General features: G+C 66.1%; 25 protein-coding genes. 12 read left to right on the top strand and 13 right to left on the bottom strand.

From position 1 onward, the window contains the following. Window positions 1-116: 116 nt before the first annotated feature. A complete protein-coding gene (gene groL, locus RCP37_RS02275) occupies window positions 117-1742 on the top strand; it encodes a chaperonin GroEL (RefSeq protein WP_308485432.1) in 1626 nt (541 codons plus the stop codon). Between the two features lie 83 nt (window positions 1743-1825). Then, a complete protein-coding gene (locus RCP37_RS02280; protein ID WP_308485433.1) occupies window positions 1826-3163 on the top strand; it encodes a bifunctional adenosylcobinamide kinase/adenosylcobinamide-phosphate guanylyltransferase in 1338 nt (445 codons plus the stop codon). On the opposite strand, the gene RCP37_RS02285 is transcribed toward RCP37_RS02280, so the two are convergent. Further along, window positions 3144-3545: a pyridoxamine 5'-phosphate oxidase family protein gene (locus RCP37_RS02285; protein ID WP_308485434.1), complete on the bottom strand. Its 402-nt coding sequence runs from the start codon at window positions 3543-3545 to the stop codon at window positions 3144-3146. The genes RCP37_RS02280 and RCP37_RS02285 overlap by 20 nt on opposite strands. A 26-nt stretch (window positions 3546-3571) precedes the next feature. Further along, on the bottom strand, window positions 3572-3958 hold the full coding sequence (locus RCP37_RS02290; protein WP_308485435.1) for a pyridoxamine 5'-phosphate oxidase family protein: 387 nt from the start codon (window positions 3956-3958) through the stop codon (window positions 3572-3574). Between the two features lie 61 nt (window positions 3959-4019). Here RCP37_RS02290 and RCP37_RS02295 point away from each other — a divergent pair, with 61 nt between their 5' ends. Continuing rightward, entirely contained in the window at window positions 4020-5036 is a 1017-nt protein-coding gene (locus tag RCP37_RS02295) for an aldo/keto reductase family protein (RefSeq protein WP_308485436.1), read from the top strand. A gap of 4 nt (window positions 5037-5040) precedes the next feature. Here RCP37_RS02295 and RCP37_RS02300 read toward each other — a convergent pair whose 3' ends face one another. Both RCP37_RS02300 and RCP37_RS02305 read right to left on the bottom strand, forming a co-directional pair. Continuing rightward, window positions 5041-5853 (bottom strand): class I SAM-dependent methyltransferase, encoded by an 813-nt coding sequence (locus tag RCP37_RS02300; RefSeq protein ID WP_308485437.1) that lies wholly within the window; start codon window positions 5851-5853, stop codon window positions 5041-5043. 36 nt (window positions 5854-5889) lie between these two features. After that, window positions 5890-7614, bottom strand: a complete 1725-nt coding sequence (locus tag RCP37_RS02305) for an N-acyl-D-amino-acid deacylase family protein (RefSeq protein ID WP_308485438.1) — start codon at window positions 7612-7614, stop codon at window positions 5890-5892. Window positions 7615-7660: 46 nt separating this feature from the next. On the opposite strand from RCP37_RS02305, the gene RCP37_RS02310 reads away from it, so the two are divergent. The 4 genes from RCP37_RS02310 to RCP37_RS02325 all read left to right on the top strand — a co-directional run bounded on the left by RCP37_RS02310 (window position 7661) and on the right by RCP37_RS02325 (window position 10991). Next, window positions 7661-8038, top strand: a complete 378-nt coding sequence (locus RCP37_RS02310) for a VOC family protein (RefSeq protein ID WP_308485439.1) — start codon at window positions 7661-7663, stop codon at window positions 8036-8038. 11 nt (window positions 8039-8049) lie between these two features. Then, window positions 8050-8571: a mycothiol transferase gene (locus RCP37_RS02315; protein ID WP_308485440.1), complete on the top strand. Its 522-nt coding sequence runs from the start codon at window positions 8050-8052 to the stop codon at window positions 8569-8571. 69 nt (window positions 8572-8640) lie between these two features. After that, a complete protein-coding gene (locus tag RCP37_RS02320; RefSeq protein WP_308485441.1) occupies window positions 8641-10161 on the top strand; it encodes an aldehyde dehydrogenase family protein in 1521 nt (506 codons plus the stop codon). Next, window positions 10161-10991, top strand: a complete 831-nt coding sequence (locus RCP37_RS02325) for a hypothetical protein (protein ID WP_308485442.1) — start codon at window positions 10161-10163, stop codon at window positions 10989-10991. The genes RCP37_RS02320 and RCP37_RS02325 overlap by 1 nt, the downstream gene beginning before the upstream one ends. A 33-nt stretch (window positions 10992-11024) precedes the next feature. Here the strand turns inward: RCP37_RS02325 and RCP37_RS02330 are convergent, their stop codons facing one another. After that, window positions 11025-13067, bottom strand: a complete 2043-nt coding sequence (locus RCP37_RS02330) for a prolyl oligopeptidase family serine peptidase (RefSeq protein WP_308485443.1) — start codon at window positions 13065-13067, stop codon at window positions 11025-11027. Window positions 13068-13132: 65 nt separating this feature from the next. On the opposite strand from RCP37_RS02330, the gene exaC reads away from it, so the two are divergent. Genes exaC through RCP37_RS02350 form a run of 4 tightly spaced genes read left to right on the top strand, consistent with a single transcriptional unit; the run spans window position 13133 to window position 15921 of the window. Beyond that, entirely contained in the window at window positions 13133-14656 is a 1524-nt protein-coding gene (exaC, locus tag RCP37_RS02335) for an acetaldehyde dehydrogenase ExaC (protein ID WP_308485444.1), read from the top strand. Further along, entirely contained in the window at window positions 14656-15072 is a 417-nt protein-coding gene (locus RCP37_RS02340; RefSeq protein WP_308485445.1) for a DUF779 domain-containing protein, read from the top strand. Before exaC ends, RCP37_RS02340 begins: the two co-directional genes overlap by 1 nt. Window positions 15073-15101: 29 nt before the next feature. Next, the gene (locus RCP37_RS02345; RefSeq protein ID WP_308485446.1) at window positions 15102-15380 is read left to right on the top strand and encodes a putative holin; all 279 of its coding nucleotides are present in this window, start codon (window positions 15102-15104) and stop codon (window positions 15378-15380) included. Further along, window positions 15373-15921: a hypothetical protein gene (locus RCP37_RS02350; RefSeq protein WP_308485447.1), complete on the top strand. Its 549-nt coding sequence runs from the start codon at window positions 15373-15375 to the stop codon at window positions 15919-15921. Before RCP37_RS02345 ends, RCP37_RS02350 begins: the two co-directional genes overlap by 8 nt. A gap of 26 nt (window positions 15922-15947) precedes the next feature. On the opposite strand, the gene RCP37_RS02355 is transcribed toward RCP37_RS02350, so the two are convergent. Next, window positions 15948-16799, bottom strand: coding sequence for a cyclopropane mycolic acid synthase family methyltransferase (locus RCP37_RS02355; protein ID WP_308485448.1), 852 nt, complete (start codon window positions 16797-16799; stop codon window positions 15948-15950). Between the two features lie 71 nt (window positions 16800-16870). Continuing rightward, window positions 16871-17734: a cyclopropane mycolic acid synthase family methyltransferase gene (locus tag RCP37_RS02360; protein WP_308485449.1), complete on the bottom strand. Its 864-nt coding sequence runs from the start codon at window positions 17732-17734 to the stop codon at window positions 16871-16873. 264 nt (window positions 17735-17998) lie between these two features. On the opposite strand from RCP37_RS02360, the gene lpdA reads away from it, so the two are divergent. After that, window positions 17999-19399 (top strand): dihydrolipoyl dehydrogenase, encoded by a 1401-nt coding sequence (gene lpdA / locus RCP37_RS02365; protein WP_308485450.1) that lies wholly within the window; start codon window positions 17999-18001, stop codon window positions 19397-19399. A gap of 7 nt (window positions 19400-19406) precedes the next feature. Here lpdA and RCP37_RS02370 read toward each other — a convergent pair whose 3' ends face one another. From RCP37_RS02370 to ramB, 6 genes are all read right to left on the bottom strand, one after another. Continuing rightward, entirely contained in the window at window positions 19407-20285 is an 879-nt protein-coding gene (locus tag RCP37_RS02370; protein ID WP_308485451.1) for a cyclopropane mycolic acid synthase family methyltransferase, read from the bottom strand. Window positions 20286-20337: 52 nt separating this feature from the next. Then, window positions 20338-21225: a cyclopropane mycolic acid synthase family methyltransferase gene (locus RCP37_RS02375; protein WP_308485452.1), complete on the bottom strand. Its 888-nt coding sequence runs from the start codon at window positions 21223-21225 to the stop codon at window positions 20338-20340. 52 nt (window positions 21226-21277) lie between these two features. Next, entirely contained in the window at window positions 21278-22210 is a 933-nt protein-coding gene (locus RCP37_RS02380; protein ID WP_308485453.1) for a cyclopropane mycolic acid synthase family methyltransferase, read from the bottom strand. A gap of 201 nt (window positions 22211-22411) precedes the next feature. After that, window positions 22412-23869 carry a DUF92 domain-containing protein gene (locus RCP37_RS02385; protein ID WP_308485454.1) on the bottom strand — a complete coding sequence of 486 codons (1458 nt, stop codon included), beginning with the start codon at window positions 23867-23869 and terminating at the stop codon, window positions 22412-22414. 6 nt (window positions 23870-23875) lie between these two features. Next, window positions 23876-24415: a carboxymuconolactone decarboxylase family protein gene (locus tag RCP37_RS02390; RefSeq protein WP_308485455.1), complete on the bottom strand. Its 540-nt coding sequence runs from the start codon at window positions 24413-24415 to the stop codon at window positions 23876-23878. Next, window positions 24412-25839, bottom strand: a complete 1428-nt coding sequence (gene ramB, locus RCP37_RS02395; protein ID WP_308485456.1) for an acetate metabolism transcriptional regulator RamB — start codon at window positions 25837-25839, stop codon at window positions 24412-24414. Before ramB ends, RCP37_RS02390 begins: the two co-directional genes overlap by 4 nt. Window positions 25840-25887: the final 48 nt, after the last annotated feature.

Raw genomic sequence — 25887 nt, forward strand, 5'->3', positions numbered from 1 at the left:
GGTCGGGACGGTGAGGTACGGGGCCGCACCTGCGGAGCACACCCAAAGCCGTCCGTCGCGGGCACTGCACCCGACCAACAAGACGTGCACCCCCTAACCGGAGGAATCACTTCGCAATGGCTAAGCAAATTGCGTATGACGAAGAGGCCCGTCGCGGCCTCGAGCGGGGCCTGAACGCCCTCGCCGACGCGGTCAAGGTGACGCTGGGCCCCAAGGGCCGCAACGTCGTCCTGGAGAAGAAGTGGGGCGCCCCCACGATCACCAACGATGGTGTGTCCATCGCCAAGGAGATCGAGCTGGAGGACCCGTACGAGAAGATCGGCGCCGAGCTGGTCAAAGAGGTCGCCAAGAAGACCGACGACGTCGCGGGTGACGGCACCACCACCGCCACCGTGCTGGCCCAGGCCCTGGTCAAGGAAGGCCTGCGCAACGTGGCCGCCGGCGCCAACCCGCTGGGTCTGAAGCGCGGCATCGAGAAGGCCGTCGAGAAGGTCACCTCGACCCTGCTGGCTTCGGCCAAGGAGGTCGAGACCAAGGAGCAGATCGCGGCTACCGCCGGTATCTCCGCGGGCGACCAGACCATCGGTGACCTGATCGCCGAGGCCATGGACAAGGTCGGCAACGAGGGTGTCATCACCGTCGAGGAGTCGAACACCTTCGGGCTGCAGCTGGAGCTCACCGAGGGCATGCGCTTCGACAAGGGTTACATCTCGGGCTACTTCGTCACCGACGCCGAGCGTCAGGAAGCCGTCCTGGAGGACCCCTACATCCTGCTGGTCAGCTCGAAGATCTCGACCGTCAAGGACCTGCTGCCCTTGCTGGAGAAGGTCATCCAGTCCGGCAAGCCGCTGCTGATCATCGCCGAGGACGTCGAGGGCGAGGCCCTGTCGACCCTGGTCGTGAACAAGATCCGCGGCACCTTCAAGTCCGTTGCCGTCAAGGCCCCGGGCTTCGGTGACCGTCGCAAGGCGATGCTGCAGGACATGGCGATCCTCACCGGTGGCCAGGTCATCAGCGAAGAGGTCGGTCTGTCGCTGGAGAGCGCCGACGTCGCCCTGCTGGGCACCGCCCGCAAGGTCGTCATCACCAAGGATGAGACCACCATCGTCGAAGGCTCGGGTGACTCCGACGCCATCGCCGGTCGGGTGGCTCAGATCCGCGCCGAGATCGAGAACAGCGACTCCGACTACGACCGCGAGAAGCTGCAGGAGCGCCTGGCCAAGCTGGCCGGCGGTGTTGCGGTGATCAAGGCCGGGGCTGCCACCGAGGTGGAGCTCAAGGAGCGCAAGCACCGCATCGAGGACGCAGTGCGCAACGCCAAGGCCGCCGTCGAGGAGGGCATCGTCGCCGGTGGTGGCGTGGCCCTGCTGCAGGCCGCTCCCTCGCTCGACGAGCTCAAGCTCGAGGGTGACGAGGCGACCGGTGCCAACATCGTGCGTGTCGCGCTGTCGGCTCCGCTGAAGCAGATCGCCTTCAACGCGGGCCTGGAGCCCGGCGTTGTCGCCGAGAAGGTCACCAACTCCGCCTCGGGCACCGGCCTCAACGCCGCCTCTGGCGAGTACGAGGACCTGCTCAAGGCCGGCGTTGCCGACCCGGTGAAGGTGACCCGCTCGGCGCTGCAGAACGCGGCGTCCATCGCGGCACTGTTCCTGACCACCGAGGCCGTTGTCGCCGACAAGCCGGAGAAGGCGGCCGCACCTGCGGGCGACCCGACCGGTGGCATGGGCGGCATGGACTTCTAAGTCTGAGCACGAAAGAGCCCGGCTCCCCGCGGTGGGGGCCGGGCTTTTTCGTACCTGTGCCGGCCGTGCGCGAGGATGAGTGCATGGAGATCCTGCTGCTGGGCACCGGCAGCGCCGACGGCTGGCCGAATCCGTTCTGCCGCTGCGCGTCCTGCACCTCGTCGGCGACGCAGGTGCGCGGCCAGACCGCCGCGCTGGTCGACGACGTGCTGCTCCTGGACTGCGGCCCGGAGGCACCGCGCGCCGCGATGCGCTTGCGGCGGTCACTGGCGAACGTTCGCCACATCCTTTTCACCCACGGCCACCCCGATCACGTCGGCCCGGCGGCGCTGCTGATGCGGCACTGGACCGGGGCGGTCGAACCACTGGACCTGGTCGGCCCGGCCAGCGCGCTGGAACAGTGCCAGCACTGGGTGGGACCCGACGATCCGGTCCGATTCGTGACGGTGCAGGCCGGTGACCGGATTGCGCTCGGGGACTACGACGTGCGGGTGTTGGCCGCCGCCCATGGCGCCGACATCGGCGGTGACGCAGTGCTTTACGACCTGGAATCGGTTGGCGGCCGGATCTTCTGGGCCACCGATACCGGGCCACTGCCTGAGGAGACACACGCTGCGGTGGCCGGGGCCGGCTACGACGCGCTGTTTTTGGAGGAGACGTTCGGGACCTACACCGACCACGGCACCGAACACCACGACCTGCCGGCGTTTGCGGCAACCGTGGCGCGGCTGCGCTGCTCGGGGGCCGTCACCGACACCACCGATGTCGTCGCGGTACACCTGAGTCACCACAATCCTTCCGAGCCGGAATTGACTGCCGTACTGTCGGATTCAGGCGCCCGACCCGGGCGCGACGGTGAGGTGGTGCGAGTGGGCGCAGCAGACGGTGGTGCCACCCGCACCCTGGTGCTCGGCGGCGCGCGCTCGGGCAAGTCCGCGCACGCCGAGGCGCTGCTGGCCGGGGAGCCCGCGGTGACCTATTTGGCCACCGGCGGCGTCCGCGAAGGCGATCCGGAATGGGCCGAGCGGGTGCGGCTGCACCGGGCGCGGCGGCCCGACTCTTGGCGCACCGTCGAGACCACCGATGTCGCGCAGGAACTGCGGTCAGCACCCCATGCGCTGCTGCTGGACTGCCTCGGTACCTGGCTCACCGCGCGGATGGATCTGCACCACGTGTGGGACGGTGGCGACGGATTGGACGCCGTCTCGGCCGATATCGACGAACTGGTGTCGGCGTGGCAGGCCTGCCCGGCGCCGGTGGTGGCGGTGAGCAACGAGGTGGGCAGCGGGGTAGTCCCGGCCACCGCGTCAGGTCGGCTGTTCCGTGATCTGCTGGGAGTGCTCAACGCGCGGATCTCCGCGGCCTCCGACGAGGTCGTGCTGATGGTGGCCGGGCGACCGCTCAGGCTCCCTGCGGACTGACTTTAAGGTCGACGCAGTCGCTGTAACAGGGTGTCTCGCCGGGTGATTCGGGCGTGGCGACCCTGATCAGAACGGCACGGGTGGGGGAGATCGTCACACTGGCCAGCTCACCGGTGTCGGACACCGCGGCGGTGCCGTCGACGATGACGGTGTAGCCGCCCGGGACCGGAGGCGGCCACATCACGGTCACCTCCGCGGTACGTGCCAGATTCGCCCGGCTGCGCCGACCGCCCAGCGCACCGATATGCACGGTGTCGCCGCGCAGCACCGGCATCACCGGCACCGGATGCGGACGATTCTCCGCGTCGACGGTGATCAAGTAGGCGTAGTCGTGGCCCGCCAGCTTCTTGGCGAGTCGATCGAAATCCACGGTAGAACTCATGAATTCGAGCCTAAACCTGCGGGCTGTCAATCCGCCTTGAGTTGTACGCAATCGTGGGCGGTGCCGACCGCCTGCTGGGTACCGGGTTCGAACACCGGCCGGTGCAGCAAGGCCTTGGTCGGGGTCACCAGTACCGGGCCGGCCGGATCCTCGGGAAGCTCGGCCTGGCCGTCGACGAGCAACGAGTATTCGCCGACGTCGCGGGCTGGCCAGACCAGGCTGACGGCGGTGCGGCGCGACAGATTCGCCCGGCCGTGCGACCCCACCGGCCCGATGTTCAGCCGGGTGCCGTCGAAACTGGGGGTGATCGCGGTGGTGCGGACCCGGTAGTCGTCACCGACGGTGACCAAGAACGCGAACCGATAACCGCCCAGCAGCTCGGCCAAGCGTGCGAGGTCGACGGAGCGAGCCATGGGTCCAGGATAGTGATCGACGCACGAGACATGTCCCAGTGTCGTGAGCCATGATGGCTTTATGGAATTTCGCTACCTGGGCAACTCCGGCCTGCAGATTTCGGAAATCACCTACGGCAACTGGCTCACCCATGGTTCACAAGTCGAGAACGACGTCGCCACCGCGTGCGTGCACGCCGCGCTCGATGCTGGAATCACCACCTTCGACACCGCCGACGTCTACGCGAACGGGCGTGCCGAGGAGGTGCTCGGCGCCGCGCTGAAGGGGCGCCGGCGTGAATCGCTGGAGATCTTCACCAAGGTCTACTGGCCGATCGGGCCGGCCCCCTTGGGCCGCAACGACACCGGCCTGTCCCGCAAACACATGCTGGAGGCCATCGACGGCTCGCTGCGCCGGCTGGGGACCGACTACGTCGACCTGTACCAAGCGCACCGCTATGACTCCTTCACTCCGCTGGAAGAGACCATGCAGGCCTTCGCCGACATCGTCCGGGCGGGCAAGGCGCTCTACATCGGCGTCAGCGAGTGGACCGCCGAACAGATCCGCCAAGCCCACGGAATGGCCCGCCAGCTCGGCATATCGCTGATCTCCAGCCAACCGCAGTACTCCATGCTGTGGCGGATCATCGAACCCGAGGTGGTGCCGACCTGCCAAGAACTCGGCCTGAGCCAGATCGTGTGGTCACCGATGGCCCAGGGCGTGCTGTCCGGCAAATACCTGCCGGGTCAGCCGCCGCCGGCCGGCTCGCGTGCCACCGACGAGAAGGGCGGCGCGAATTTCATCAAACGGTTCATGACCGACGAGGTGTTGACCCGGGTCCAGCAGTTGGCGCCGATCGCCGCGGAGCTGGAGCTGACCACAGCGCAGTTGGCGATCGCCTGGGTGCTGCAGAACGACAACGTCGCCGCCGCTCTGGTCGGGGCGTCGCGCCCGGAACAGGTCACCGAGAACGTCAAGGCCGCCGGTGTGCGGATCCCTGCGGAACTGTTGGCTCGCATCGATCAGGTGCTGGGCGATGCGGTGACCAGCGACGCCGAACTGGTCGCGCGCTCCACTCCACCGAACCGGCTGATCTAGGGAGTCATACCCGGCACAGCAGCTGGCTGTGCAACAGCGCCAACCAGCCGTCGGGGTGGGCGGCCCAGTTTCGCCAGGCCTGCGAAATCGCCTGCAGCTTCGCCTGATCGGCGGCACCACTGTCGAGCAGTTGCTCGGCGATGGCCGATTGCAGGATCCGGTCGGCCCACATGCCGCCCCACTGCTCCCGGTCGGCGGGTGTGCCGTAACAAGTCGCGCTCGTGGTCGGGGTGATGTCGGTGAACCCGGCCGCGTGCGCCCAGGCCAGTAGGTGCCGGCCCGCGTCAGGCTCGCCGCCGTTGGCTCGGGCGGCGTCGCGGTAGAGGCGAAGCCAGTCGTCCAGCTCCGCCGACGCCGGATACCAGGTGAACGCCGCATAGTCGCTGTCGCGCACGGCCACCACCCCGCCGGGTTTGCAGACCCGACGCATCTCGGTCAGCGCGGTCACCGGGTCGGCAACGTGCTGGAGTACCTGATGGGCATGCACCACGTCAAAGCTGTTGTCACCGAACTGCAATGCGTGCACATCGGCAACCACGAAGTCGATATTGTGCTGCCCTCGCTCGGCTGCGAAGGTGCGGGCCAGATCCAGTGCCTCGGGGACCGGCTCGATGGCGGTCACCCGCCCCGGCGCCACCAGGGCGGCTAGATCCGCCGTGATGGTTCCCGGTCCACAGCCGACATCGAGTAGCTGCAAGCCGGGCGCCAGCGAACCCAACAGATAGGGCGCGGAGTTCTCCGCCGTGCGGGTGCGGTGGGCGCGTAGTACCGATTCGTGGTGGCCGTGGGTGTATTTGGGCTCAGCGGGCTCAGTCACATGGGAAACGGTACGCCGAGTGGACTCGGCGGGCGGTCAGGACGGCGCGGGTTGACGGCCGCGCACCAGCCTGCCGGGCCGGGCCGCGGTGGGCTTGCCGTTCTCGGCGATGACCTCGCCGGAGACGATGGTCGCGACGTAGCCGTCGGCGGTCTGATCCAACCGGCGTCCACCGGCGGGGAGGTCGTAGGTGACCACCGGCTTGTGCAGCCGCAGGTTCTGGTGGTCGATGACGTTGAGATCGGCCTTGTAGCCCACCGCGATGCGACCCCGATCGTCGAGTCCGGCGATCCGGGCCGGTGTGGACGTCAGTTCGCGGATCGCCGCTTCGACGCTGAGTCGGCCGGACGTGCGGTCCCGGGCCCAATGGGTCAGTACATAGGTGGGAAAGCTTGAGTCGCAAATCATTCCGTAGTGCGCGCCGCCGTCTCCCAAGCCCAGAACGACGTCGTCACGACGCATCAGAGCGCTGACGGTGTCCAGCGAATTGTTCTCGAAATTGGCCAGGGCATCGAGCAGGATCGCGTGCCCGTCATCGTCGAGCAGCCGATCGTATGCTTCCTCGACCGGGGAGACGCCGCGTGCTCTGGCCCGTGCCGCAATGCTTTTCGACGGGTCCGGTTCATAGTCGGGGTCATCGCCGAGCGGGAAAGTCCACTCCCAGGACTGGGCCAGGTAGGCGAGCGGATTGGTCGGGACGATCGTCGGGCGATCGGACAGAATCTGTTGCCGCACCTCCGGTTTGCGCATCTCGGCGACTCGCTCCGTCAGCGGCATGCGAGCGATCTTCTGGTAGCTCGGGTACAGCACGAACGGGTGGATGCTCAGGTCCAATCCGACCATCAGTCCGATCGGGCGCGGAAAAATCTGTGCGGTGATCGCGGCTCCGGATCCGTTGGCCTTCTCCACCATGGCCATGGCGTCCCGCCAGAGCTGCGCACCGGCGTTGCCGATCAGCAAGCTGAACGTGACGGGCAGCCCCGCTTCGGTAGCCGCGTCGAAAACCTGTTGCAGGACAGGCTGGTAGGTGCCTTCGGGCAGATCCGGAACGAACTGGATCAGCCCGCCCCCGCCGTCGGCCAGGCCGCGGCTGATCGCGAGGATCTCGGCATAGGAGGCGTCATAGCTGGGGATCTGGGTGCCGGTCTTGGTGCGGTGAGTCATCAACCGTGAGGATGAGAACCCCAGTGCGCCAGCCTCCGCGGCCTCTTGGGCCAATCGGCGCATCTGCGCCAGATCTTCTGGTGTAGCCGGTTCGCGGTCCACGCCGCGCTGGCCCATCACGTAGACGCGCAGCGGTGAATGCGGCAGGAACGCCGCTACATCGATATCGCGGTGACGCTTGTCAACGGCATCCATGAACTGCGGAAAGGTCTCCCAGGTCCACGGCAGACCGTCGGTCATCACCACGCCGGGAATGTCCTCGACGCCGGCCATCAGATCCACCAGCACGTCGTGGTCGGCGATTCGACACGGTGCGAAACCCACTCCGCAGTTGCCCATCAGGGCCGTCGTCACGCCGTGCGCCGAGGAGGGATTGAGCCGATCCGACCAGATGGACTGTCCGTCGTAGTGCGTATGCAGGTCGACGAATCCCGGTGTGACCAGCAGTCCCGTGGCGTCGATGACCTGGTGCGAATCGTCGGCTATCTCGCCGATCTCGGTGATGACGCCGTCACGGATCGCAACGTCGCCGACGTAGGGTTTCCCGCCCAGTCCGTCGACAATCGTGCCGTTGCGGACCACGACGTCGGGGCTCATCTAGTTAATCTACGACCCGGCGCTTCCTCATGCCAGGATGTATTCCGTGATCGACCACGTGGGCATCAACTGCATCGACTACGCCAAATCGCAGAAGTTTTACGACGCAGTGCTTGGCGTCCTGGGCTATTCGCGGCAACTGGATGTCGGTGTGGCTCTCGGCTACGGACGAGACGGAAAGCCGACGTTCTGGATCGCCGACGCCGGCGCGGGTGATGCCTCGGGCCCCAACCGCGAGGTCCACGTCGCGTTCAGCGCCGCTGACCCCGCGCAGGTGCAGGCGTTCTACGACGCGGCCGTGCAACTGGGTGCCGAGTCCCTGCACGCGCCGCGGCTGTGGCCCGAGTACCACCCCGGCTATTTTGGCGCCTTCGTCCGTGACCCGGACGGCAACAACATCGAGGCGGTCTGCCACCAGGCGTAGCGTCGGGCGGTATGACGGAGAACGACACAAACGCCGCTCTGCAAGTGCTGCTCCGCGACGCATTCACCCGGCTGATCGAGCACGCCGACGACCTCACCGACGGGCTCACCGATGAGGTGGCCGACTATCGGCCGACGGGGCAGGCCAACAGCATCGCGTGGCTGCTTTGGCACAGCGCGCGGGTGCAGGACATTCAGATTGCCCAGGTCGCCGGCGTCGAGCAGGTGTGGACCCGCGACGGCTGGGTGGACCGGTTCGGCCTGGACCTGCCGCGTGATGACAGTGGCTACGGACATAGCCCCGACGATGTCGCCAAGGTTCATGCCCCGGCAGACCTGCTGGCGGGCTATTACCGCGACGTGCATCAGCTGACCCTGGGCTACCTCGACGGCATCACCGCCGACGAGCTGGCCCGGGTCGTCGACACCCATTGGGATCCGCCGGTGACGGCGGGGGTCCGGCTGGTCAGCATCATCGATGACTGCGCCCAGCATCTGGGGCAGGCCGCGTACCTGCGGGGCTTAAGAAGCTAGGTTTCCCCAGACTTGACACGTGTCGAGGCCCGGTGCGATCCGGGTCACAGCTCGGACTAGCATGGCGCCATGACCGCCACCAACTCAGTTGCCGCCTTCACCGGCACCGGAACCGTGTTCAGCCCCGCCACCGGGGAGACTGCCGGCGAGGTCCAGTGGACCGACCCTGCTGACGTCGAAAAGATCGCGGCCGGGCTGCGCACCGCCCAGCGGGAGTGGGAGCACCGCGGCGCCAAGGGCCGGGCCAAGGCCCTGGCCCGTTTCGCCGTGTGGCTGGGCGAGCACCGGGATGAGATCGAGAAGCTGCTGATCGCTGAGACCGGCAAGTCCGGCACCGACGCCGCGCAAGAGGTGCCGCTGCTGATCATGATCCTGTCGTACGTGATCAAGGTGATGGAGAAGGCGGTGGCCCCGGAGACCCGGCCAGCGCCGCTGCCGGTGATGAGCATCAAGAAGATCGCCATCCATTACCGTCCCCGCGCGGTGGTCGGCGTGATCGCGCCGTGGAACTACCCGGTGGCCAACGCGCTGATGGACGCCATCGGCGCTTTGGCGGCCGGCTGCGCGGTGCTGCTCAAGCCGTCCGAGCAGACCCCGCTCACCGCGGAAGTCCTGCGCCAGGGCTGGCTGGCCTCCGGCGCGCCGGACGTGTTCGCGGTGGTACAGGGTGCGCGCGAAGTGGCCGAAGCGGTGATCGACAACTCCGACTACGTGCAGTTCACCGGCTCCACCGCCACCGGGCGCAAGGTCGCCGAGCGGGCCGCAAGCCGGCTGGTGCCGGTCAGCCTCGAACTCGGGGGCAAAGACCCGATGATCGTGTGTGAGGACGCCGACATCGACCTGGCCGCGCACGCCGCGGTGTGGGGCGCGATGTTCAACGCCGGGCAGACCTGCGTATCGGTCGAGCGGGTGTACGTGCTGGAGCCCGTCTACGACAAGTTCGTTGCCGCGGTCGTCCGCGATGTCGAGGCGCTGCAGATGGGCACCGGCGAGGGCAAGCACTTCGGGGCTCTGATCAGCGACCAGCAACTCGCCATCACCGAGCGGCACGTCAAGGAAGCCGTGGCCGCCGGGGCGCGCGCACTGACCGGTGGAGAACGCGCGAACGGTCCGGGCAGCTTCTACCCTCCCACCGTGCTGGTCGACGTCGACCACTCGATGGCCTGCATGACCGAGGAGACCTTCGGCCCGACCCTGCCGATCATGAAGGTCGCCAGCGTCGACGAGGCGATCCGACTGGCCAACGACAGCTCCTACGGGTTGAGCGCCTCGGTGTTCTCCCGCGACGTTGCACGGGCCAAAGACATTGCCCTGCAGCTGGACTGCGGAGCGGTGAACGTCAACGACGTGATCTCCAACCTGATGTGCACCACAGCGCCGATGGGTGGCTGGAAGACCTCGGGCATCGGAGCGCGCTTCGGCGGTGCGGACGGCATCCGCAAGTTCTGTCGGCAGGAGACCGTCGTCGTGCCGCGCACCAACGTCGGCGCGGGCGGGAACTTCTACCACAACTCGCTGAAGACGCTGGCCCGAACCAACCGGATGCTCACCAAGCTGGCGCTGGCGCGGCCGCGCCGCACCGCAAAATAGTGCGCGTCTTCACCGCGACGCTGTTCTGGCTGCTCGCCACCGCAACTCTTGCGGTGGCGCTGCCGACGGCGTGGGCGCAGTACAACCTCATCGATGCCGACGGGTACGCGCGGTTGGCGGCCCGTGCCGCGGCTCAACCGGCCCTACAAGACGCGGTGGCGGCTGAACTCAGTGCTCAGACGGTGCAGCTGATCCGGGGGAGCGGCTTTAACATCGACCCGTCGGAGGTACGACAGGCCGCCCGCCAATTCACTGCCGGGCCGTCGTTTCCGGCGCAGTTCGTCCGGGTCAACCGGGACGGACATGCGTGGTTGCTCAACGTCGGCGATCCCGGTCCCTGGGAGATCGACGTGATACCGATGCTGCGCGACGACGCGTTTGCGTCGCTGTTGTCCGACTACCCCATTACGTTGCCCGCCTCGTTGACGGTGCCGTTGACCTCGACGTCCACTGAGGTGATGCGTCCCGGTGGGTTGCACCGACTCGCGGTGTGGGGGCCGCTGCTCACCGTCGTACTGGGGGCAATGGCCGCACTGTGCGCGGTCCTGACGCTGATCTCGGCACGGCACCGTGGCAGGGCCCTGGCGAGCCTGGGTGTGTCGGCGCTGCTGGTGGGCGCGGTCGGATGGTCGGGAGTCGAAGTGGCGCGGCGCCTGCTGAACCAGGTGCTCAGCCAGGCGACCGGCGACATTCGCCGGATCGCCGATGCCCTGGCCGATGTGGCCGAAGGGAGCCTGCACCTGTGGCTCAATCTGACCCTGGCGACCGGTGCGGTATTGGTACTGGTTGGGGTGGGAATCGCGCTGGTCGGCGGCCTGCGCAAGTCCTGACATTCTAAGCCCGCGGCCGGGTGACCGGCGTTGTCAGTCCTGCCTTCCCAGCATCCGCCAGAGGAACGAAAAGCTCAGCGCCGACTTGAACGCCGCCTGCGCGTTGTCGGCCGCCCCGCCGTGCCCGCCCTCGATGTTCTCGTAGTACCAGACCCGATGCCCGGCGTCCTGCAGCGCCGCTGTCATCTTGCGGGCATGCCCCGGATGCACCCGGTCGTCTCGGGTGGAGGTGGTGATCAACACCGGCGGGTAATCGGCATCGGCTGAAATGTTCTGGTACGGAGAGTATTTACTGATGAAGTCCCACTCGTCGGGATCGTCCGGGTCGCCGTACTCGGCCACCCAGGACGCTCCGGCGAGCAGCAGGTGGTAGCGGCGCATGTCCAGCAGCGGCACCTGGCACACCAGTGCGCCGAATAGGTGTGGGTAGGCGGTGAGCATGATGCCCATCAGCAGCCCGCCATTGGAGCCGCCCACCGCGCCGAGCTGCTCGACACGGGTGATGCCGCGGTCCACCAGATCGGTTGCCACCGCAGCGAAATCCTCGGCCACCAGGTGCCGGCCGCCACGCATCGCCTGGGTGTGCCAGCCCGGCCCGTACTCGCCGCCGCCCCGGATGTTGGCCAGCACGTAGGTCCCGCCGCGCTGAAGCCACAGCCGGCCCAGCACGCCGTCATAGCCCGGGGTGCGCGCCACCTCGAATCCGCCGTAGCCGCCCAGCAGTGTCGCGCCGGTGGCGTTTGCCGGGCGCACCACGAAGTACGGGATCGCGGTGCCGTCTTTGGAGGTGGCGAAGTACTGGCGGACGTCGAGTCCGTCGGCATCGAAAAACGCCGGAGCAGACTTGATCTCGGTCAGCGTCCCATCCACGGCGCCGTGTAACAGTCGCGACGGGCGATCGAATCCGCTTGAGTCCAAGAAGATCTCGTCGCCGGTGTCGTGAGCTGCCGCGATCACGGTGTTGGTGTTGGCCGGTACCTCAGCGATGGGTCGACGCTGCCAGTCGCCGGGCCTGACCACCTCCACCCGGCTGGCGACGTCGTGCAGGGTGACCAGGATCAGTCGATCGCGGGTCCACGCATAGTGGTGCAGCGCGGTGTGGTCGTCCGGTTCGAAGATGACGCTGCACTGCGCTGTGCCGGCAAGGAATTCCTCGTAGTCAGCGGCCAACAGTGAGCCGGCCCGATATGTCGCGGCGCCGGTGTCCCAGTCGGTGCGCAGATCGATCAGGATCCATTGCCGGTGGACCGACACCGAGGCGTCGGCAGGCGCGTCGATGCGGATCAGCTCTTGCTGACCGGGGAGGCCGCGCAACTCGTAGACTTCGTCGTTGAAGAAGTCGATCGCCCGCGACACCATGGTTCGTTCGAATCCCGGGGTGCGGTCGCGGCCCGCGGCGACCACCACATCGGTGGCCGACCCGGTGAACACCGTCTCCGCCTGCGCCAGATCCTGGCCGCGGCGCCATCGCTTCACCATCCGGGGGTAGCCGGACTCGGTCAGCGAGTCGACGCCGAAATCGGTGCCAACCAAGACGGTGTCGTCGTCCTCCCAGCCGATCCGCGTCTTGGCCTCGGGCAGTTCGAAGCCTTGACCGTCGGGTCCGACGAATTCCCGTGTTGTCATGTCGAATTCACGAACCACCACGGCATCCGATCCGCCGCGCGACAGCGATATCAGGGCCCGAGTGTGGTGGGGTTCGATCACATTGGCGCCGCCCCAGACCCAGTTCTCGTCGTCGGTGCGGGCCAGCTCATCGAGATCGATCACCACATCCCACTCCGGGCTGTTGGTGCGGTAGCTGTCCAAGGTGGTGCGTCGCCACAACCCGCGCGGGTTGGTGGCATCACGCCAGAAGTTGTAGAGGTACTCGCCGCGACGTCGCACGTAGGGGATCCGGGCGTCGGTGTCGAGCACCTCGCGCGCGGTGGCGCGCATCGTCTCGAAGTCGTCGCCGGCGAACTCCTCGACGGTCGGATCGTTGTGGGCGCGCACCCAGTCCAGTGACTGCTCACCGGTAACGTCCTCCAGCCACAGGTACGGGTCGTCGAAGTCCTTAGCAGGCTGAGTAGACATAGCAGTCATTGTGACCGCGACGGTAATGTGAGTTGAGTAACACCCACGGCTAAGGAGCAGCATCGATGACCGTTTTCGCACGTCCGGGTTCCGCAGGCGCGCTGATGAGCTACGAGTCCCGCTACGGGAACTTCATCGGGGGGCAGTGGGTGGCGCCGGTCGGCGGTGAGTACTTCGAGAACACCACACCGGTCACCGGTCAGCCGTTCTGCGAGATCCCCCGCTCCACGGCGGCCGACATCGATCTGGCGCTCGACGCCGCGCACGCCGCCGCCCCGGCGTGGGGCAAGGCGTCCCCGGCCGAACGGGCGGACGTCCTGACCAAGATCGCCGACCGGATCGACCAACACCGCGAGCAGCTGGCCGTCGCCGAGGTGTGGGACAACGGCAAGCCGGTCCGGGAGACGCTGGCCGCCGACATTCCGCTGGCCGCGGATCACTTCCGCTACTTCGCCGCGGCGATCCGCACCCAAGAGGGTGCGCTGAGCCAGCTCGACAACGACACCGTCGCTTACCACTTCCACGAACCGCTGGGCGTCGTCGGACAGATCATCCCGTGGAACTTCCCGCTGCTGATGGCTGCTTGGAAGCTGGCGCCGGCCCTGGCTGCCGGCAACGCGGTGGTGCTCAAGCCGGCCGAGCAGACCCCCGCCTCGATCCTGTTCCTGATGAGCCTGATCGGCGACCTGCTACCGGCAGGAGTCGTCAACGTGGTCAACGGATTCGGTGTCGAGGCGGGCAAGCCGCTGGCGACCAGCAACCGGATCGCCAAGATCGGCTTCACCGGCGAGACCACCACCGGCCGGCTGATCATGCAGTACGCCAGCCAGAACATCATTCCGGTCACCCTGGAGCTGGGCGGTAAGAGCCCCAACATCTTCTTCTCCGATGTGCTGGCAGCCAACGACGACTTCCAGGACAAGGCGTTGGAAGGGTTCGCCGGGTTCGCCCTCAACCAGGGCGAGGTGTGCACCTGCCCGTCGCGGTCGTTGGTCCAGGCCCCCATCTACGACGAATTCCTGGAGCTGGCCGCGATCCGCACCAAGGCGATCCGCCAGGGCGATCCGCTCGACATCACCACGATGATCGGGGCGCAGGCCTCCAACGACCAGCTGGAGAAGATCCTGTCCTACATCGCGATCGGCAAGGAGGAGGGCGCCACCACCGTCACCGGCGGCGAACGCGCCGAGCTGGGCGGTGAGCTGTCCGGCGGCTATTACGTGCAGCCGACGATCTTCGCCGGCCACAACAAGATGCGGGTCTTCCAAGAGGAGATCTTCGGTCCGGTGGTGTCGGTGACGTCCTTCACCGACTACGCCGACGCCATCGCCATCGCCAACGACACCATCTACGGGCTGGCCGCCGGGGTGTGGAGCCGCGACGGCAACACCGCCTACCGGGCCGGCCGCGACATCCAGGCCGGGCGGGTGTGGGTCAACTGCTACCACGCCTACCCCGCGCACGCGGCGTTCGGCGGTTACAAGCAGTCCGGCATCGGCCGGGAGAACCACAAGATGGTGCTCGACCACTACCAGCAGACCAAGAACCTGCTGGTGTCCTACTCCCAGTCGGCGAACGGTCTGTTCTGATGGGCGCACCGGACCGGGTGCTGATCACCGACGTGGCCGCCGAACTGGTGGCGCGGTTGGTGGCGCGCCACGGTCCGGTGATGTTCCACCAGTCCGGCGGCTGCTGCGACGGGTCGGCGCCGATGTGCTACCCCGACGGCGACTTCATCATCGGTGATCACGACGTGCTGCTGGGCATCCTGGACCTGGAAAACGGGGGAGCCGGCATCGAAGTGTCGGTCTGGATCTCCGGTCCACAGTTCGCCGCCTGGAAGCACACCCAGCTGATCATCGACGCGGTCCCGGGCCGCGGGGCCGGGTTCAGCCTGGAGGCACCTGAGGGCATCCGGTTCCTGACGCGCAGCCGGGCCTTCACCGAGGACGAGAACACGCTGCTGGAAACAATGCCGGTGATTACCGGGTCGTTACCGCGCTGACCGGCGCGATCGCCGTAAAATCTGGTGGTGTGATTCCGCTGCCACGCCCCTGGTTGTTGAGCAGCGCCATGCTGGTCGGGGTAGCGGTCGGCGTCTTGGCCGGGATCGGCTTGAGCCTGGTCATCACCGCTCCGCTGCGCCCCGACGTCGCGATCACGCTGGTGCTCGGTGCGCCCAGCATCGCGGGCCTGGTGCTGGTGTTCGTCTCCTCGCGTCGGTGGGTAACCGCCCTGGGTGCGTTTTTGCTCGCGATGGCGGTCGGGTGGTTCGGCGCACTGGCCGCGATTCAGGTGGTGTCGGGTGCCTGAGACCACCGACACCGGGTCACTGCCCATGACCGAGCCGCATATGGCTCCGATCTTCGACACCGGGCCGCACCCGGTCCCGCTGCCCGGGCCGGCCGAGGCGCTGGACGAACCGAACACCGGTGACGAGCCGATTCCGTGGCCTGAACCGGAGAGCCCCACGCCGGCGTCCGCGTCGTTGCCGGCCAAACCGCCCAAACCGGTGGTCCTCACCGGCCAATACCAATTCCTGAAGTGGTGGCAGCTGGCCCTGGTGCTGTTGGCGGTGTGGATTCCAGCAGCCGGGATCGGACTGGGACTGTTCTCCTGGTGGTACAGCCTGGCCGACAAGACACCGGCCGTCTTCGTGGTGCTGATCTTCGCCGCGGTGTGTGTGGTCGCCGGGCTGATTGTGGCGATGGTGGGGGAGAAACCGCTGGTGTCGGCGGTGGCGATTGCGCTGATATCGGCGGTGTTCGCCGCCGCGGTCGCCGCGGCGCCGCTCTACGGGCACTACTACTGCCAGCATGTGGAGCGCTGCGCCGCCGGGGTTCTGCCGTACTGAGCTGACGGGCAGCTCGTTCGCAATACCTATTTCACCAGGGTGAATTGATTGACGTCGACCTGACGCTGCCGGAACATCTTCGCGCAGCCCGTCAAGTACTTCATGTAGCGGTCGTAGACCTCCTGCGACTGGATTGCGATGGCCCGCTCACGATGCGATTCCAGCGCTTGCGCCCAACAGTCCAAGGTCCTGGCGTAGTGCGGTTGCAACGACTGCACGCGGGTGACGGTGAAGGCGGCCTCGGTAGCGCGCTCCTCGACCATCGAAACCGACGGAAGCCTGCCTCCGGGGAAGATCTCGGTCATGATGAATTTGATGAATCGGGCCAGCTCGAACGTCAGTGGAATGCCTAGTTCTTTGGCGTACTTGGGATTGGGGCCGCAGATGGTGTGCAGCAGCATCACGCCGTCGGCGGGAAGCGCGTCGTAGGCCATCGAGAAGAACGCGGGGTAGCGGTCGTGGCCAAAGTGCTCGAAGGCCCCGATAGAGACAATCCGATCTACCGGCTCGTCGAACTGTTCCCAGCCCTCTAACAGCACCCTCCTGCTGCAGGGGCTTTCCATCGCGTCGAAAGTCTGCTGAACGTGGGCGGCTTGATTCTTTGAGAGAGTCAGGCCGATGACGTTGACGTCGTAGCGTTCGATCGCCCGGCGCATGGTGGCGCCCCAGCCGCACCCGACATCGAGCAGCGTCATTCCGGGCTGTAACCCGAGCTTGCCCAGTGCCAGGTCGATCTTGGCGAGCTGGGCCTCTTCGAGTGTCATGTCATTACGTTCGAAGTAGGCGCAACTATAGGTCTGCGACGGGTCCAGAAACAGCCGGAAGAAGTCGTCGGACAAGTCGTAGTGCGCCTGGATGTCCTCGAAATGGGGGCGCATAGGCCTATTGCGAATCGATTCCTTAACCATCGACCGACTTCCTTTCGGAATACCGCGAACGTGCCGGAGTGCTATTTCTGGCAGGTGAACTGGCAGACGTCGGTGTTGCCATTTCGAAACAGGTCGGCGCAGCCGGTGAGATATTTCATGTAGCGCTCGTAGACCTCTTTGGACTGGATTGCAATCGCCTCGTCCTGGTGGGCTTCCAACGCCGTCGCCCAACTGTCCAAGGTGCGCGCGTAGTGCAGTCGCAGCGGCTGAACCCGGGCGATGCGGAAGCCGGCGGCGGCCGCATGCCGCTGCACTTGTGCCACCTGTGGCAGCCGGCCCCCCGGGAAGATCTCTTCCATGATGAACTTCACGAACCGCAGCAACGGCATCGTCAACTTGAGCCCACGCTCTTGGAACTCTTCGCTGCTGGCCGCCACGATCGTGTGCAGCAGCATCACCCCGTCGGCCGGCATTGCGCCGTAGGCGAACTGGAAGAAGTCGTCGTAGCGGTCGTAACCGAAGTGCTCGAAGGCTCCGATCGACACGATCCTGTCGACCGGCTCGTCGAACTCTTCCCAGCCCTGCAGCAGCACGCGCCTGCTGCGCGGACTGTCCGTCGCGTCGAAAGCTGCCGCTACGTGGACGGCCTGGTTCTTGCTCAAGGTCAGCCCGATCACGTTGACGTCGTAGCGCTGCACGGCTCGGCGCATCGTGGCCCCCCAACCGCAGCCGACGTCAAGCAGCGTCATCCCGGGCTGCAGCCCGAGCTTGTCCAGCGCCAGATCGATTTTCGCGAGCTGGGCCTCCTCCAGACTCATATCGTCGCGTTCGAAATAGGCGCAACTGTAAGTCTGCGTCGGATCCAGAAACAGCTGGTAAAACTCGTCGGACAGGTCGTAATGCGACTGCACATCCTCGAAATGCGGTCTCAGTGAACTCGTCATGAAAGTGTTCCCCCTCAAATTGTTTACGCGGTCGGTCAGACAAGTGACCGCGACTTCCCCCCGCTCGGCGGCGCCGGGCTATCTGTGATGCATGCAGCCCCCGCAGCAGCAGTTCGAATCGGATACCGGGTCAGGCGGGCGCCGTTCCGGCGAAGTCCAGAGCGCACGGCGGCTCTCCCGCAGCCGCCCGCCCACTCCTCGCCGGGGGCGGCCGATGGCTGCGGGGCCCGGCGGCGGGCAGTCGCTTCCCGCTAGGGTGAAGCCGTGACCCACTATGACGTCGTCGTTCTTGGAGCCGGCCCTGGCGGATATGTCGCGGCCATTCGTGCCGCCCAGCTGGGCTTGAACACCGCCATCATTGAGCCGAAGTACTGGGGCGGGGTCTGCCTCAATGTCGGCTGCATTCCGTCCAAAGCGCTGCTGCGCAACGCAGAGCTCGCGCACATCGTCACCAAGGAAGCCCAAACCTTCGGGATAAGTGGCGAAGCCACGTTCGACTACGGGGCGGCATTCGACCGAAGCCGCAAGGTTGCCGAGGGCCGGGTGGCCGGCGTGCACTTCCTGATGAAGAAGAACAAGATCACCGAGATCCACGGCTACGGCACGTTCACGGATCCGAACACACTGTCGGTGGCTCTCAATGACGGTGGCACTGAGACGGTTACGTTCACCAACGCGATCATTGCCACCGGGTCGAGCACCCGGTTGGTGCCGGGCACGTCGCTGTCGGACAACGTCGTCACCTACGAGCAACTGATCCTGAGCCGGGAGCTGCCGAGCTCGATCATCATTGCCGGCGCCGGCGCCATCGGCATGGAGTTCTCCTACGTGCTGGCCAACTACGGCGTGGACGTCACCGTGGTTGAGTTCTTGCCCCGGGCGCTGCCCAACGAGGACGCCGACGTGTCCAAGGAGATCGAAAAGCAGTTCAAGAAGCTGGGCGTCAAGATCCGCACCGGAACCAAGGTCGAGTCCATCGTGGACAGTGGCGCCGGCGGCCAGGTGACGGTCACGGTCAGCAAGGACGGTCAGACCGAGGAAATCAAGGCCGACAAAGTGTTGCAGGCCATCGGATTTGCCCCCAACGTCGACGGCTACGGGCTGGAGGCGGCGGGCGTCGCGCTGACCGAGCGGCGCGCCATCGGTGTCGGCGAATACCTGCAGACCTCGGTGCCGCACATCTATGCCATCGGTGATGTCACCGGCCTGTTGCAGCTGGCGCACGTCGCCGAGGCGCAGGGCGTGGTGGCCGCCGAGACCATTGGCGGGGCCGAAACCATGTCGCTGGGCGATTACCGGATGATGCCGCGGGCCACCTTCTGCCAGCCACAGGTGGCCAGCTTCGGGCTCACCGAGGAGCAGGCCAAGGCCGAGGGCTACGACGTCAAGGTGGTCAAGTTCCCGTTCACTGCCAACGGCAAGGCGCACGGTGTCGGCGACCCGAGCGGGTTCGTGAAACTGATCGCCGACGCCCGTTACGGTGAACTGATCGGCGGTCATCTGATCGGCCACGACGTCTCCGAGTTGCTGCCCGAACTGACCCTGGCGCAGAAGTGGGATCTGACGGCCAACGAATTGGCCCGCAATGTGCACACGCACCCGACCATGTCGGAGGCGCTGCAGGAATGCTTCCACGGGCTGACCGGACACATGATCAACTTCTGATTCCCTGTCAGCCCTTGACGAGCGTGAACTGGGCGACATAGCTGACATTGCGTTGAAAGAAGTCTGCGCAGCCCAGCAGGTACTTCACGTACCGCTCGTAGATCTCTTGAGAGGTCACTGCGATCGCCCGCTCACGGGCCGCTTGCAGCCTGGTCGCCCAGGTGTCCAGAGTGCGTACGTAGTGCGGCGTCAGATCCTGGCGGTCGGCGATGGAAAACCCCGCGGCGCCGGCGAATTCGACGATATCCTCGTCGCACGGTACCGAGCCGCCGGGGAAGATCTCCTTGCCGATGAAGCGCATGAACCGCAGGTCCGTCATCGTGATCGGGATGCCCAATTCCGGCCAGCGCTTGAGCGGGTGGCCCATGATGGTCTGCAGGACCATCCGCCCCTCCTCGGGCATCAGGCGGTGGCACATCTCGAAGAACGCGGCGTAGCGCTCTTTGGGGAAAGCTTCGAAGGCTTCGATGCTGACGATACGGTCGACCGGTTGGTCGAATTCCTCCCATCCGCGCAGCAGAATCTGGCGTGAGCGCTCGCTGTCGACGTCGTCCAGCAGTCGCTGGCCCAGGCTGCACTGGTTTCTGCTCAACGTCAGCCCCAGCACGTTGACGTCATGGGTTTCGATTGCCCGCTGCATGGCAGAACCCCATCCGCACCCGACGTCGAGCAGCGTCATCCCCGGTGCGAGATCCAGCTTGGACAGGGCGAGATCGATTTTGGCGAGCTGGGCCTCTTGTAGCGACATGTCCTCGCGCTCGAAGTAGGCGCAGCTATAGGTCCGGGTCGGGTCTTGGAACAAACCGAAGAAGTCGTTCGAGATGTCGTAGTGAGCCTGCACATCGGCGTAGGCCACCGCCATCTTCGGTGCACCGGTATCGGCCATCTGCCGACCTCCTATCCGCCCCGGTGAACCCGGAAGCCACCGCCAAACCCGGTCATGCGGGCGCCTTCTCACAGGTGAACTGGACGACGTCGGTATACCCGGTATCGAACAGTTCGGCGCAGCCGGTGAGGTACTTGTGGAACCGCTCGTAGATCTCTTCCGACGTGATGGCGACGGCCTCGTCCTTCTTGGCCTCGAGGTTGGCCGCCCAGGTGCTCAAGGTGCGAACGTAGTGCGGCTGCAGGTGCTGCTCGCGGGTCACGGTGTAGCCGGTGTCGGCCGCGTGGTCGGTTATCTGCGCGGCCAAGGGAAGGCGTCCGCCGGGGTAGATCTCGTCCATGATGAACTTGATGAACCGCAGCCGCGACATCGTCAGCGGCAGCTTCTTGGCCTTGATCTCCTCGTCGCTGGGGATGACGATGCTGTGCAGCAGCATCACCCCATCGTCGGGCATCCAGCTGAATGTCTTCTTGAAGTAGTCGTCGTATTTGTTGAAGCCGAAGTGCTCGAACGCACCGATCGACACGATCCTGTCGACCTGCCCGTCGAACTCCTCCCAGGGCTGCAGCCGCACTTCCATGTGGCGCGTGCTGGTCGAGTTCGCGAACACGTTGTCCTCGATGTGCTGCTTCTGGTTCTCCGAGAGGGTCAGACCGATGACGTTGACGTCGTAGCGCTCGGCGGCCCGCCGAATCGTCGAACCCCACCCGCAGCCGATGTCGAGCAACGTCATCCCGGGTTCCAGGCCCAGCTTGCCCAGCGACAGGTCGACCTTGGCCAGCTGCGCTTCTTGCAGCGTCATGTCCTCGCGCTCGAAGTAGGCGCAGCTATAGGTCCGGGTCGGGTCTTGGAACAAACCGAAGAAGTCGTTCGAGATGTCGTAGTGAGCCTGCACATCGGCGTAGGCCACCGCCATCTTCGGTGCACCGGTATCGGCCATCTGCCGACCTCCTATCCGCCCCGGTGAACCCGGAAGCCACCGCCAAACCCGGTCATGCGGGCGCCTTCTCACAGGTGAACTGGACGACGTCGGTATACCCGGTATCGAACAGTTCGGCGCAGCCGGTGAGGTACTTGTGGAACCGCTCGTAGATCTCTTCCGACGTGATGGCGACGGCCTCGTCCTTCTTGGCCTCGAGGTTGGCCGCCCAGGTGCTCAAGGTGCGAACGTAGTGCGGCTGCAGGTGCTGCTCGCGGGTCACGGTGTAGCCGGTGTCGGCCGCGTGGTCGGTTATCTGCGCGGCCAAGGGAAGGCGTCCGCCGGGGTAGATCTCGTCCATGATGAACTTGATGAACCGCAGCCGCGACATCGTCAGCGGCAGCTTCTTGGCCTTGATCTCCTCGTCGCTGGGGATGACGATGCTGTGCAGCAGCATCACCCCATCGTCGGGCATCCAGCTGAATGTCTTCTTGAAGTAGTCGTCGTATTTGTTGAAGCCGAAGTGCTCGAACGCACCGATCGACACGATCCTGTCGACCTGCCCGTCGAACTCCTCCCAGGGCTGCAGCCGCACTTCCATGTGGCGCGTGCTGGTCGAGTTCGCGAACACGTTGTCCTCGATGTGCTGCTTCTGGTTCTCCGAGAGGGTCAGACCGATGACGTTGACGTCGTAGCGCTCGGCGGCCCGCCGAATCGTCGAACCCCACCCGCAGCCGATGTCGAGCAACGTCATCCCGGGTTCCAGGCCCAGCTTGCCCAGCGACAGGTCGACCTTGGCCAGCTGCGCTTCTTGCAGCGTCATGTCCTCGCGCTCGAAATATGCGCAGCTGTAAGTCTGCGACGGGTCCTGCCACAGCTTGAAGAAGTCGTTGGAGATGTCGTAGTGGAACTGGACCTCGTCTTTGTCTGATCCGCGGGTCTGCGCCGCGGAGTTCGACAGCCATTGGGATTTGGCTTTGGGTCCGGCGCTTGGGGAATGTGCCACCGTGGGTCCTCCCGGGAGAGACCTATGTCAGAGAAACGACGTGCTGGTGGCTCAACACTTGGGCCGACACTACGCCCCCCAAGGTAGGAGTGCCCTGTGAGTTTTTGGCCCGAGCGCGCCGGGTAAACGGTGCTGAGGCGGGATATTGCCGGGCGATGCTCGGACGAGCGAAACACCGTCGGCGGCCGGCGAGCCGCCGAATCAACCCCCGAACAGCTCGAAAACCCCGAATCCCACCACCATGCCGGCCACGTTCGCGCAGGCGTTGACCGCGTCGTTGCCCATCCATCGCCAGCCTGTGGACGCCGTTGCCGGCACGCCGCAGTGCAGGCCGTCCTCTACGGTGGCGCCGCACGTGGCGCAATGGAAGCGGGCCTGCACGGTGGCCCCGATCAAGGTGTCGACCAGGGAGCCGACAACGCCGGCCGCTAGGCCCACCGGCACCATCGCGAGACCACCGAACAGGGCTCCGAAGGCGCCGACGGCCAGTGCCCCCAGCACCGTCGCGGCCGAACCCAGTGGGGAGACCGCCCCCGAGGTGCCCTTGGGCACCCGCGTCCAGGTGCGCAGCGACAGCGGCTCTCGGGAGGAGAAGCGGCCGATCTCCGAGGCCCAGGAGTCGGCGATGCCGGCCGCGATCCCGCCGATCGACACGGCGTACCAGAGCGGGTCGCGGGTGAACGCATAGCCGATCACCGGAATCAGCACCGGCAGGCCGGCATTCACCGCCACCTGGCTCATGGCGCGCATGCCCCCAGTCCGGACGGGGCGGCGATAGGCGGTGAGCAGGCTGGTCAGCGAGAAGAACAACGCGGCTGGGATGATCCAGGCCCACCCGCCGAGGCCGACGGCCACTGCCGCGATCAGGCCACCGCTCAGTGCGCCGGGTAGATCCAACCACCGCATCCGCAGCATGAAAGGCACGATGGCGCAGCCGAATACCACTGCGGCCAGCCACCGTAGCGCGTCGTCGGTCGACAGCTCCCGCGCCACGTGCAGTAGCAGCGCAACCCACGGTGTGATCAGCAGGTTGTCCGCCGCGGGTAGCACCAGAAGTTCCACCGCGGCTGTGGTCATCGCAACGAACAGCGAAACCGACACCGCCATAAACATATTCAGTTCAAGGCCGACACGGCAGAACACCCACGACACCGCGAACGCGATGACCACGAAGGCCACCGACCCCTCCAGTGAGCGCACCCCGCCACCGGCTTCGACCCGGTGCCTGCCGTAGCGGTCCCCGATCAGTGCCGCACCGGCGTCGGCCAGCCCCAGCACCACCACACCTGCTGCGATGGCGACCCGATCCGGCCAGAACGCCAGCACCGCGACCAACGCCCCGGCGGCGAAACCCACCAGCCCGTAGTCGCGCGACCGTGTCCCGTCGAAGACGCCGGGCACCGGGATCAGGCCGCGCTCCACGATGATCGTCAAGGCCACCGTCGCTGCCGCCAGTACGCCGGCCACCACCACTCCGTGCGAGAGCTGGAAGGCCGCCAGGGCGGCGAACAACCCGCACAGCGCGTGGGGGATCTTGCGGGTGACCAAGGGGCTGGCCCCCCGTCGTGCCAGTGCGCGCCCGACCACGATCAGGACCGCTGCGATCAGCAGCACCCCGCCCCCGGCGACGGCCAGGTCGTGGCTAACGGTAGCGGTCACGCAGGACTACTCATCGAAGTCCAGCGGAACCCGCAGTGCGCTCAAGGTGGCGGCCAGCGCATCGTATTGGCTGGCCAGCATGACGAATTCGATCAGCCGGGGACGATCCAGATGTTCGGCCAGCTGCGCCCAGGTGGCATCGGAGAGCGTGCGGGTCTGCACCAGTTCGTCGACCCCGGTCAGCAACACGCGCTGCCGGTCGGTGAGCCCGTCCGCGCTGGGCCCTTCGAAGATCCGTGCCTGGGTGGCGTCGTCGAGACCGACCGCCCGGCCCATCCGGCGATGGTGCTGCAGTTCGTATTGACTGTCGCGCAGGTGCCCCACCCGCAGGATCACCAACTCGGTGTCGCGGTTCGGCAGCTTGCCGCCGCGCATCAGCACCCCGCCGAACGGCAGCCAGGACCACATCAGCCGCCGGTGCTGGCCGAGGGTGGTGAACAGGTGCGCCCGGGGTACGCGTTGGCGCAGGGCGACGACTTTGCAGACCAGCCAGTTGGCGACACCGAGGTCGCGTAGGCCGGGGGAATCGGGGATACGAACAGTCACCGCTGTTGCTTTACCAGATACGGAGAGACAGTGCTGCGATGTTCGTTGAGATCCAGGTCACGGCCGAGCGCGGGGAAGGCCCGCTGTGGGCAGTTGTCGTGGTCACATACTCGGCAGCCCACCCCGATCGGGGTGGCTGGGACGTCGTGGCCTGCCGCCAGATCCAGGCCTTCGGAATAGACCAGCCGGTGGGCGTGGCGCAGTTCGCAACCGAGCCCGATCGCGAAGGTCTTGTCCGGCTGGCCCCAGCGGGAGGCCCGGCGTTCGACGGTGCGCGCCACCCACATGTACTTGCGGCCGTCGGGCATCTCGGCGATCTGCACCAGGATCTTTCCCGGGTTGCCGAACGACTCGTAGACGTTCCACAGTGGGCAGGTACCGCCGCTGGAAGAGAAGTGAAAGCCGGTGGCTGACTGCCGTTTTGACATGTTGCCGGCCCGATCGACCCGGACGAAGGAGAACGGCACACCCCGCATCGACGGCCGCTGCAGGGTGGACAGCCGGTGGGCGATGGTCTCGTAGCTGACCCGGTAGAAAGCCGACAACCGTTCGATGTCGTAGCGGAACGTCTCGGCACTGTCGTGGAACTGCCCGTACGGCAACACGATCGCCGCCGCGAAGTAGTTGGCCAGCCCGAGCCGGGCCAGCGTGCGGGAGTCCTTCGAGGTGAACTTCCCCTCTTCCACCATGGCCGAGATCTGATCGTCGAACTCCAGGTAGGCCAGTTCGGCGGCCATCTTGAACACGCGCTGCCCCCAGGACAGGTGGTTGGAGATGTCCAGGGTGCGAGTTTCCGCGTCGTAGCGGTGTAGCACCCTTTCGCCCAGATCAATGCGACGGTTGATGTGCACCCCGTGCACCTCGGTGAGCCGATTGGCCAGCTCGACGGCCAATTCGCCCTGGTGCCTGCGCATCCTGGTGGCCAGATCTTCTGCGGCGGTGTCCAATTCGTGCAGGTAGTTCTGGCGTTGATAGAAGTAGTCCCGGACTTCCTCGTGCGGCATGGTGATCGCGCCGGTGCCGCTGCCGTCGGAGAAGCGCTCCTCGGTGGCCGCGGCGAGTTGGGCTGTGGTGATGCGGTAGCGGCGGTGCAGGTTGACCATCGCGTGGGCCAATTTGGGGTGGGCACTGACCATTTCGGCCACCTCGGCCAGGTCCACGTCGATGTCGAGGTCGCGATCCATGGCGACCTCGCGCAGCTCGGCGACCAGCCGGGTGTCGTCCTGGGAAGCGAAGAAGCTGGCGTCCACACCGAAGACCTCGGCGATTCGCAGCAGTACCGCGACGGTCAGCGGACGAACGTCATGCTCGATCTGGTTGAGGTAGCTCGGTGAGATCTCCAGCATCTGGGCCAGTGCAGCCTGGCTGAACCCGCGTTCGCTGCGCAGCTGGCGCACCCGGGCGCCGACATACGTCTTGGCCACCCCATCGAGCCTACCTGCTGCGAAGGCCGCATTCGCATTGTTGGCATG

The organism is Mycolicibacter sp. MU0102 (assembly GCF_963378105.1).
Classification (GTDB): Bacteria; Actinomycetota; Actinomycetes; order Mycobacteriales; family Mycobacteriaceae; genus Mycobacterium; species Mycobacterium holstebronense.

What these genes read in the sequence shown, in the direction of transcription:
- groL (WP_308485432.1), top strand. Translation starts at nt 117, where the DNA reads ATGGCTAAGCAAATTGCGTATGACGAAGAGGCCCGTCGCGGCCTCGAG.
- RCP37_RS02280 (WP_308485433.1), top strand. Translation starts at nt 1,826, where the DNA reads ATGGAGATCCTGCTGCTGGGCACCGGCAGCGCCGACGGCTGGCCGAAT.
- RCP37_RS02285 (WP_308485434.1), bottom strand. Translation starts at nt 3,545, where the DNA reads ATGAGTTCTACCGTGGATTTCGATCGACTCGCCAAGAAGCTGGCGGGC.
- RCP37_RS02290 (WP_308485435.1), bottom strand. Translation starts at nt 3,958, where the DNA reads ATGGCTCGCTCCGTCGACCTCGCACGCTTGGCCGAGCTGCTGGGCGGT.
- RCP37_RS02295 (WP_308485436.1), top strand. Translation starts at nt 4,020, where the DNA reads ATGGAATTTCGCTACCTGGGCAACTCCGGCCTGCAGATTTCGGAAATC.
- RCP37_RS02305 (WP_308485438.1), bottom strand. Translation starts at nt 7,614, where the DNA reads ATGAGCCCCGACGTCGTGGTCCGCAACGGCACGATTGTCGACGGACTG.
- RCP37_RS02315 (WP_308485440.1), top strand. Translation starts at nt 8,050, where the DNA reads ATGACGGAGAACGACACAAACGCCGCTCTGCAAGTGCTGCTCCGCGAC.
- RCP37_RS02320 (WP_308485441.1), top strand. Translation starts at nt 8,641, where the DNA reads ATGACCGCCACCAACTCAGTTGCCGCCTTCACCGGCACCGGAACCGTG.
- RCP37_RS02330 (WP_308485443.1), bottom strand. Translation starts at nt 13,067, where the DNA reads ATGTCTACTCAGCCTGCTAAGGACTTCGACGACCCGTACCTGTGGCTG.
- exaC (WP_308485444.1), top strand. Translation starts at nt 13,133, where the DNA reads ATGACCGTTTTCGCACGTCCGGGTTCCGCAGGCGCGCTGATGAGCTAC.
- RCP37_RS02340 (WP_308485445.1), top strand. Translation starts at nt 14,656, where the DNA reads ATGGGCGCACCGGACCGGGTGCTGATCACCGACGTGGCCGCCGAACTG.
- RCP37_RS02355 (WP_308485448.1), bottom strand. Translation starts at nt 16,799, where the DNA reads ATGCGCCCCCATTTCGAGGACATCCAGGCGCACTACGACTTGTCCGAC.
- RCP37_RS02360 (WP_308485449.1), bottom strand. Translation starts at nt 17,734, where the DNA reads ATGACGAGTTCACTGAGACCGCATTTCGAGGATGTGCAGTCGCATTAC.
- RCP37_RS02370 (WP_308485451.1), bottom strand. Translation starts at nt 20,285, where the DNA reads ATGGCCGATACCGGTGCACCGAAGATGGCGGTGGCCTACGCCGATGTG.
- RCP37_RS02375 (WP_308485452.1), bottom strand. Translation starts at nt 21,225, where the DNA reads ATGGCCGATACCGGTGCACCGAAGATGGCGGTGGCCTACGCCGATGTG.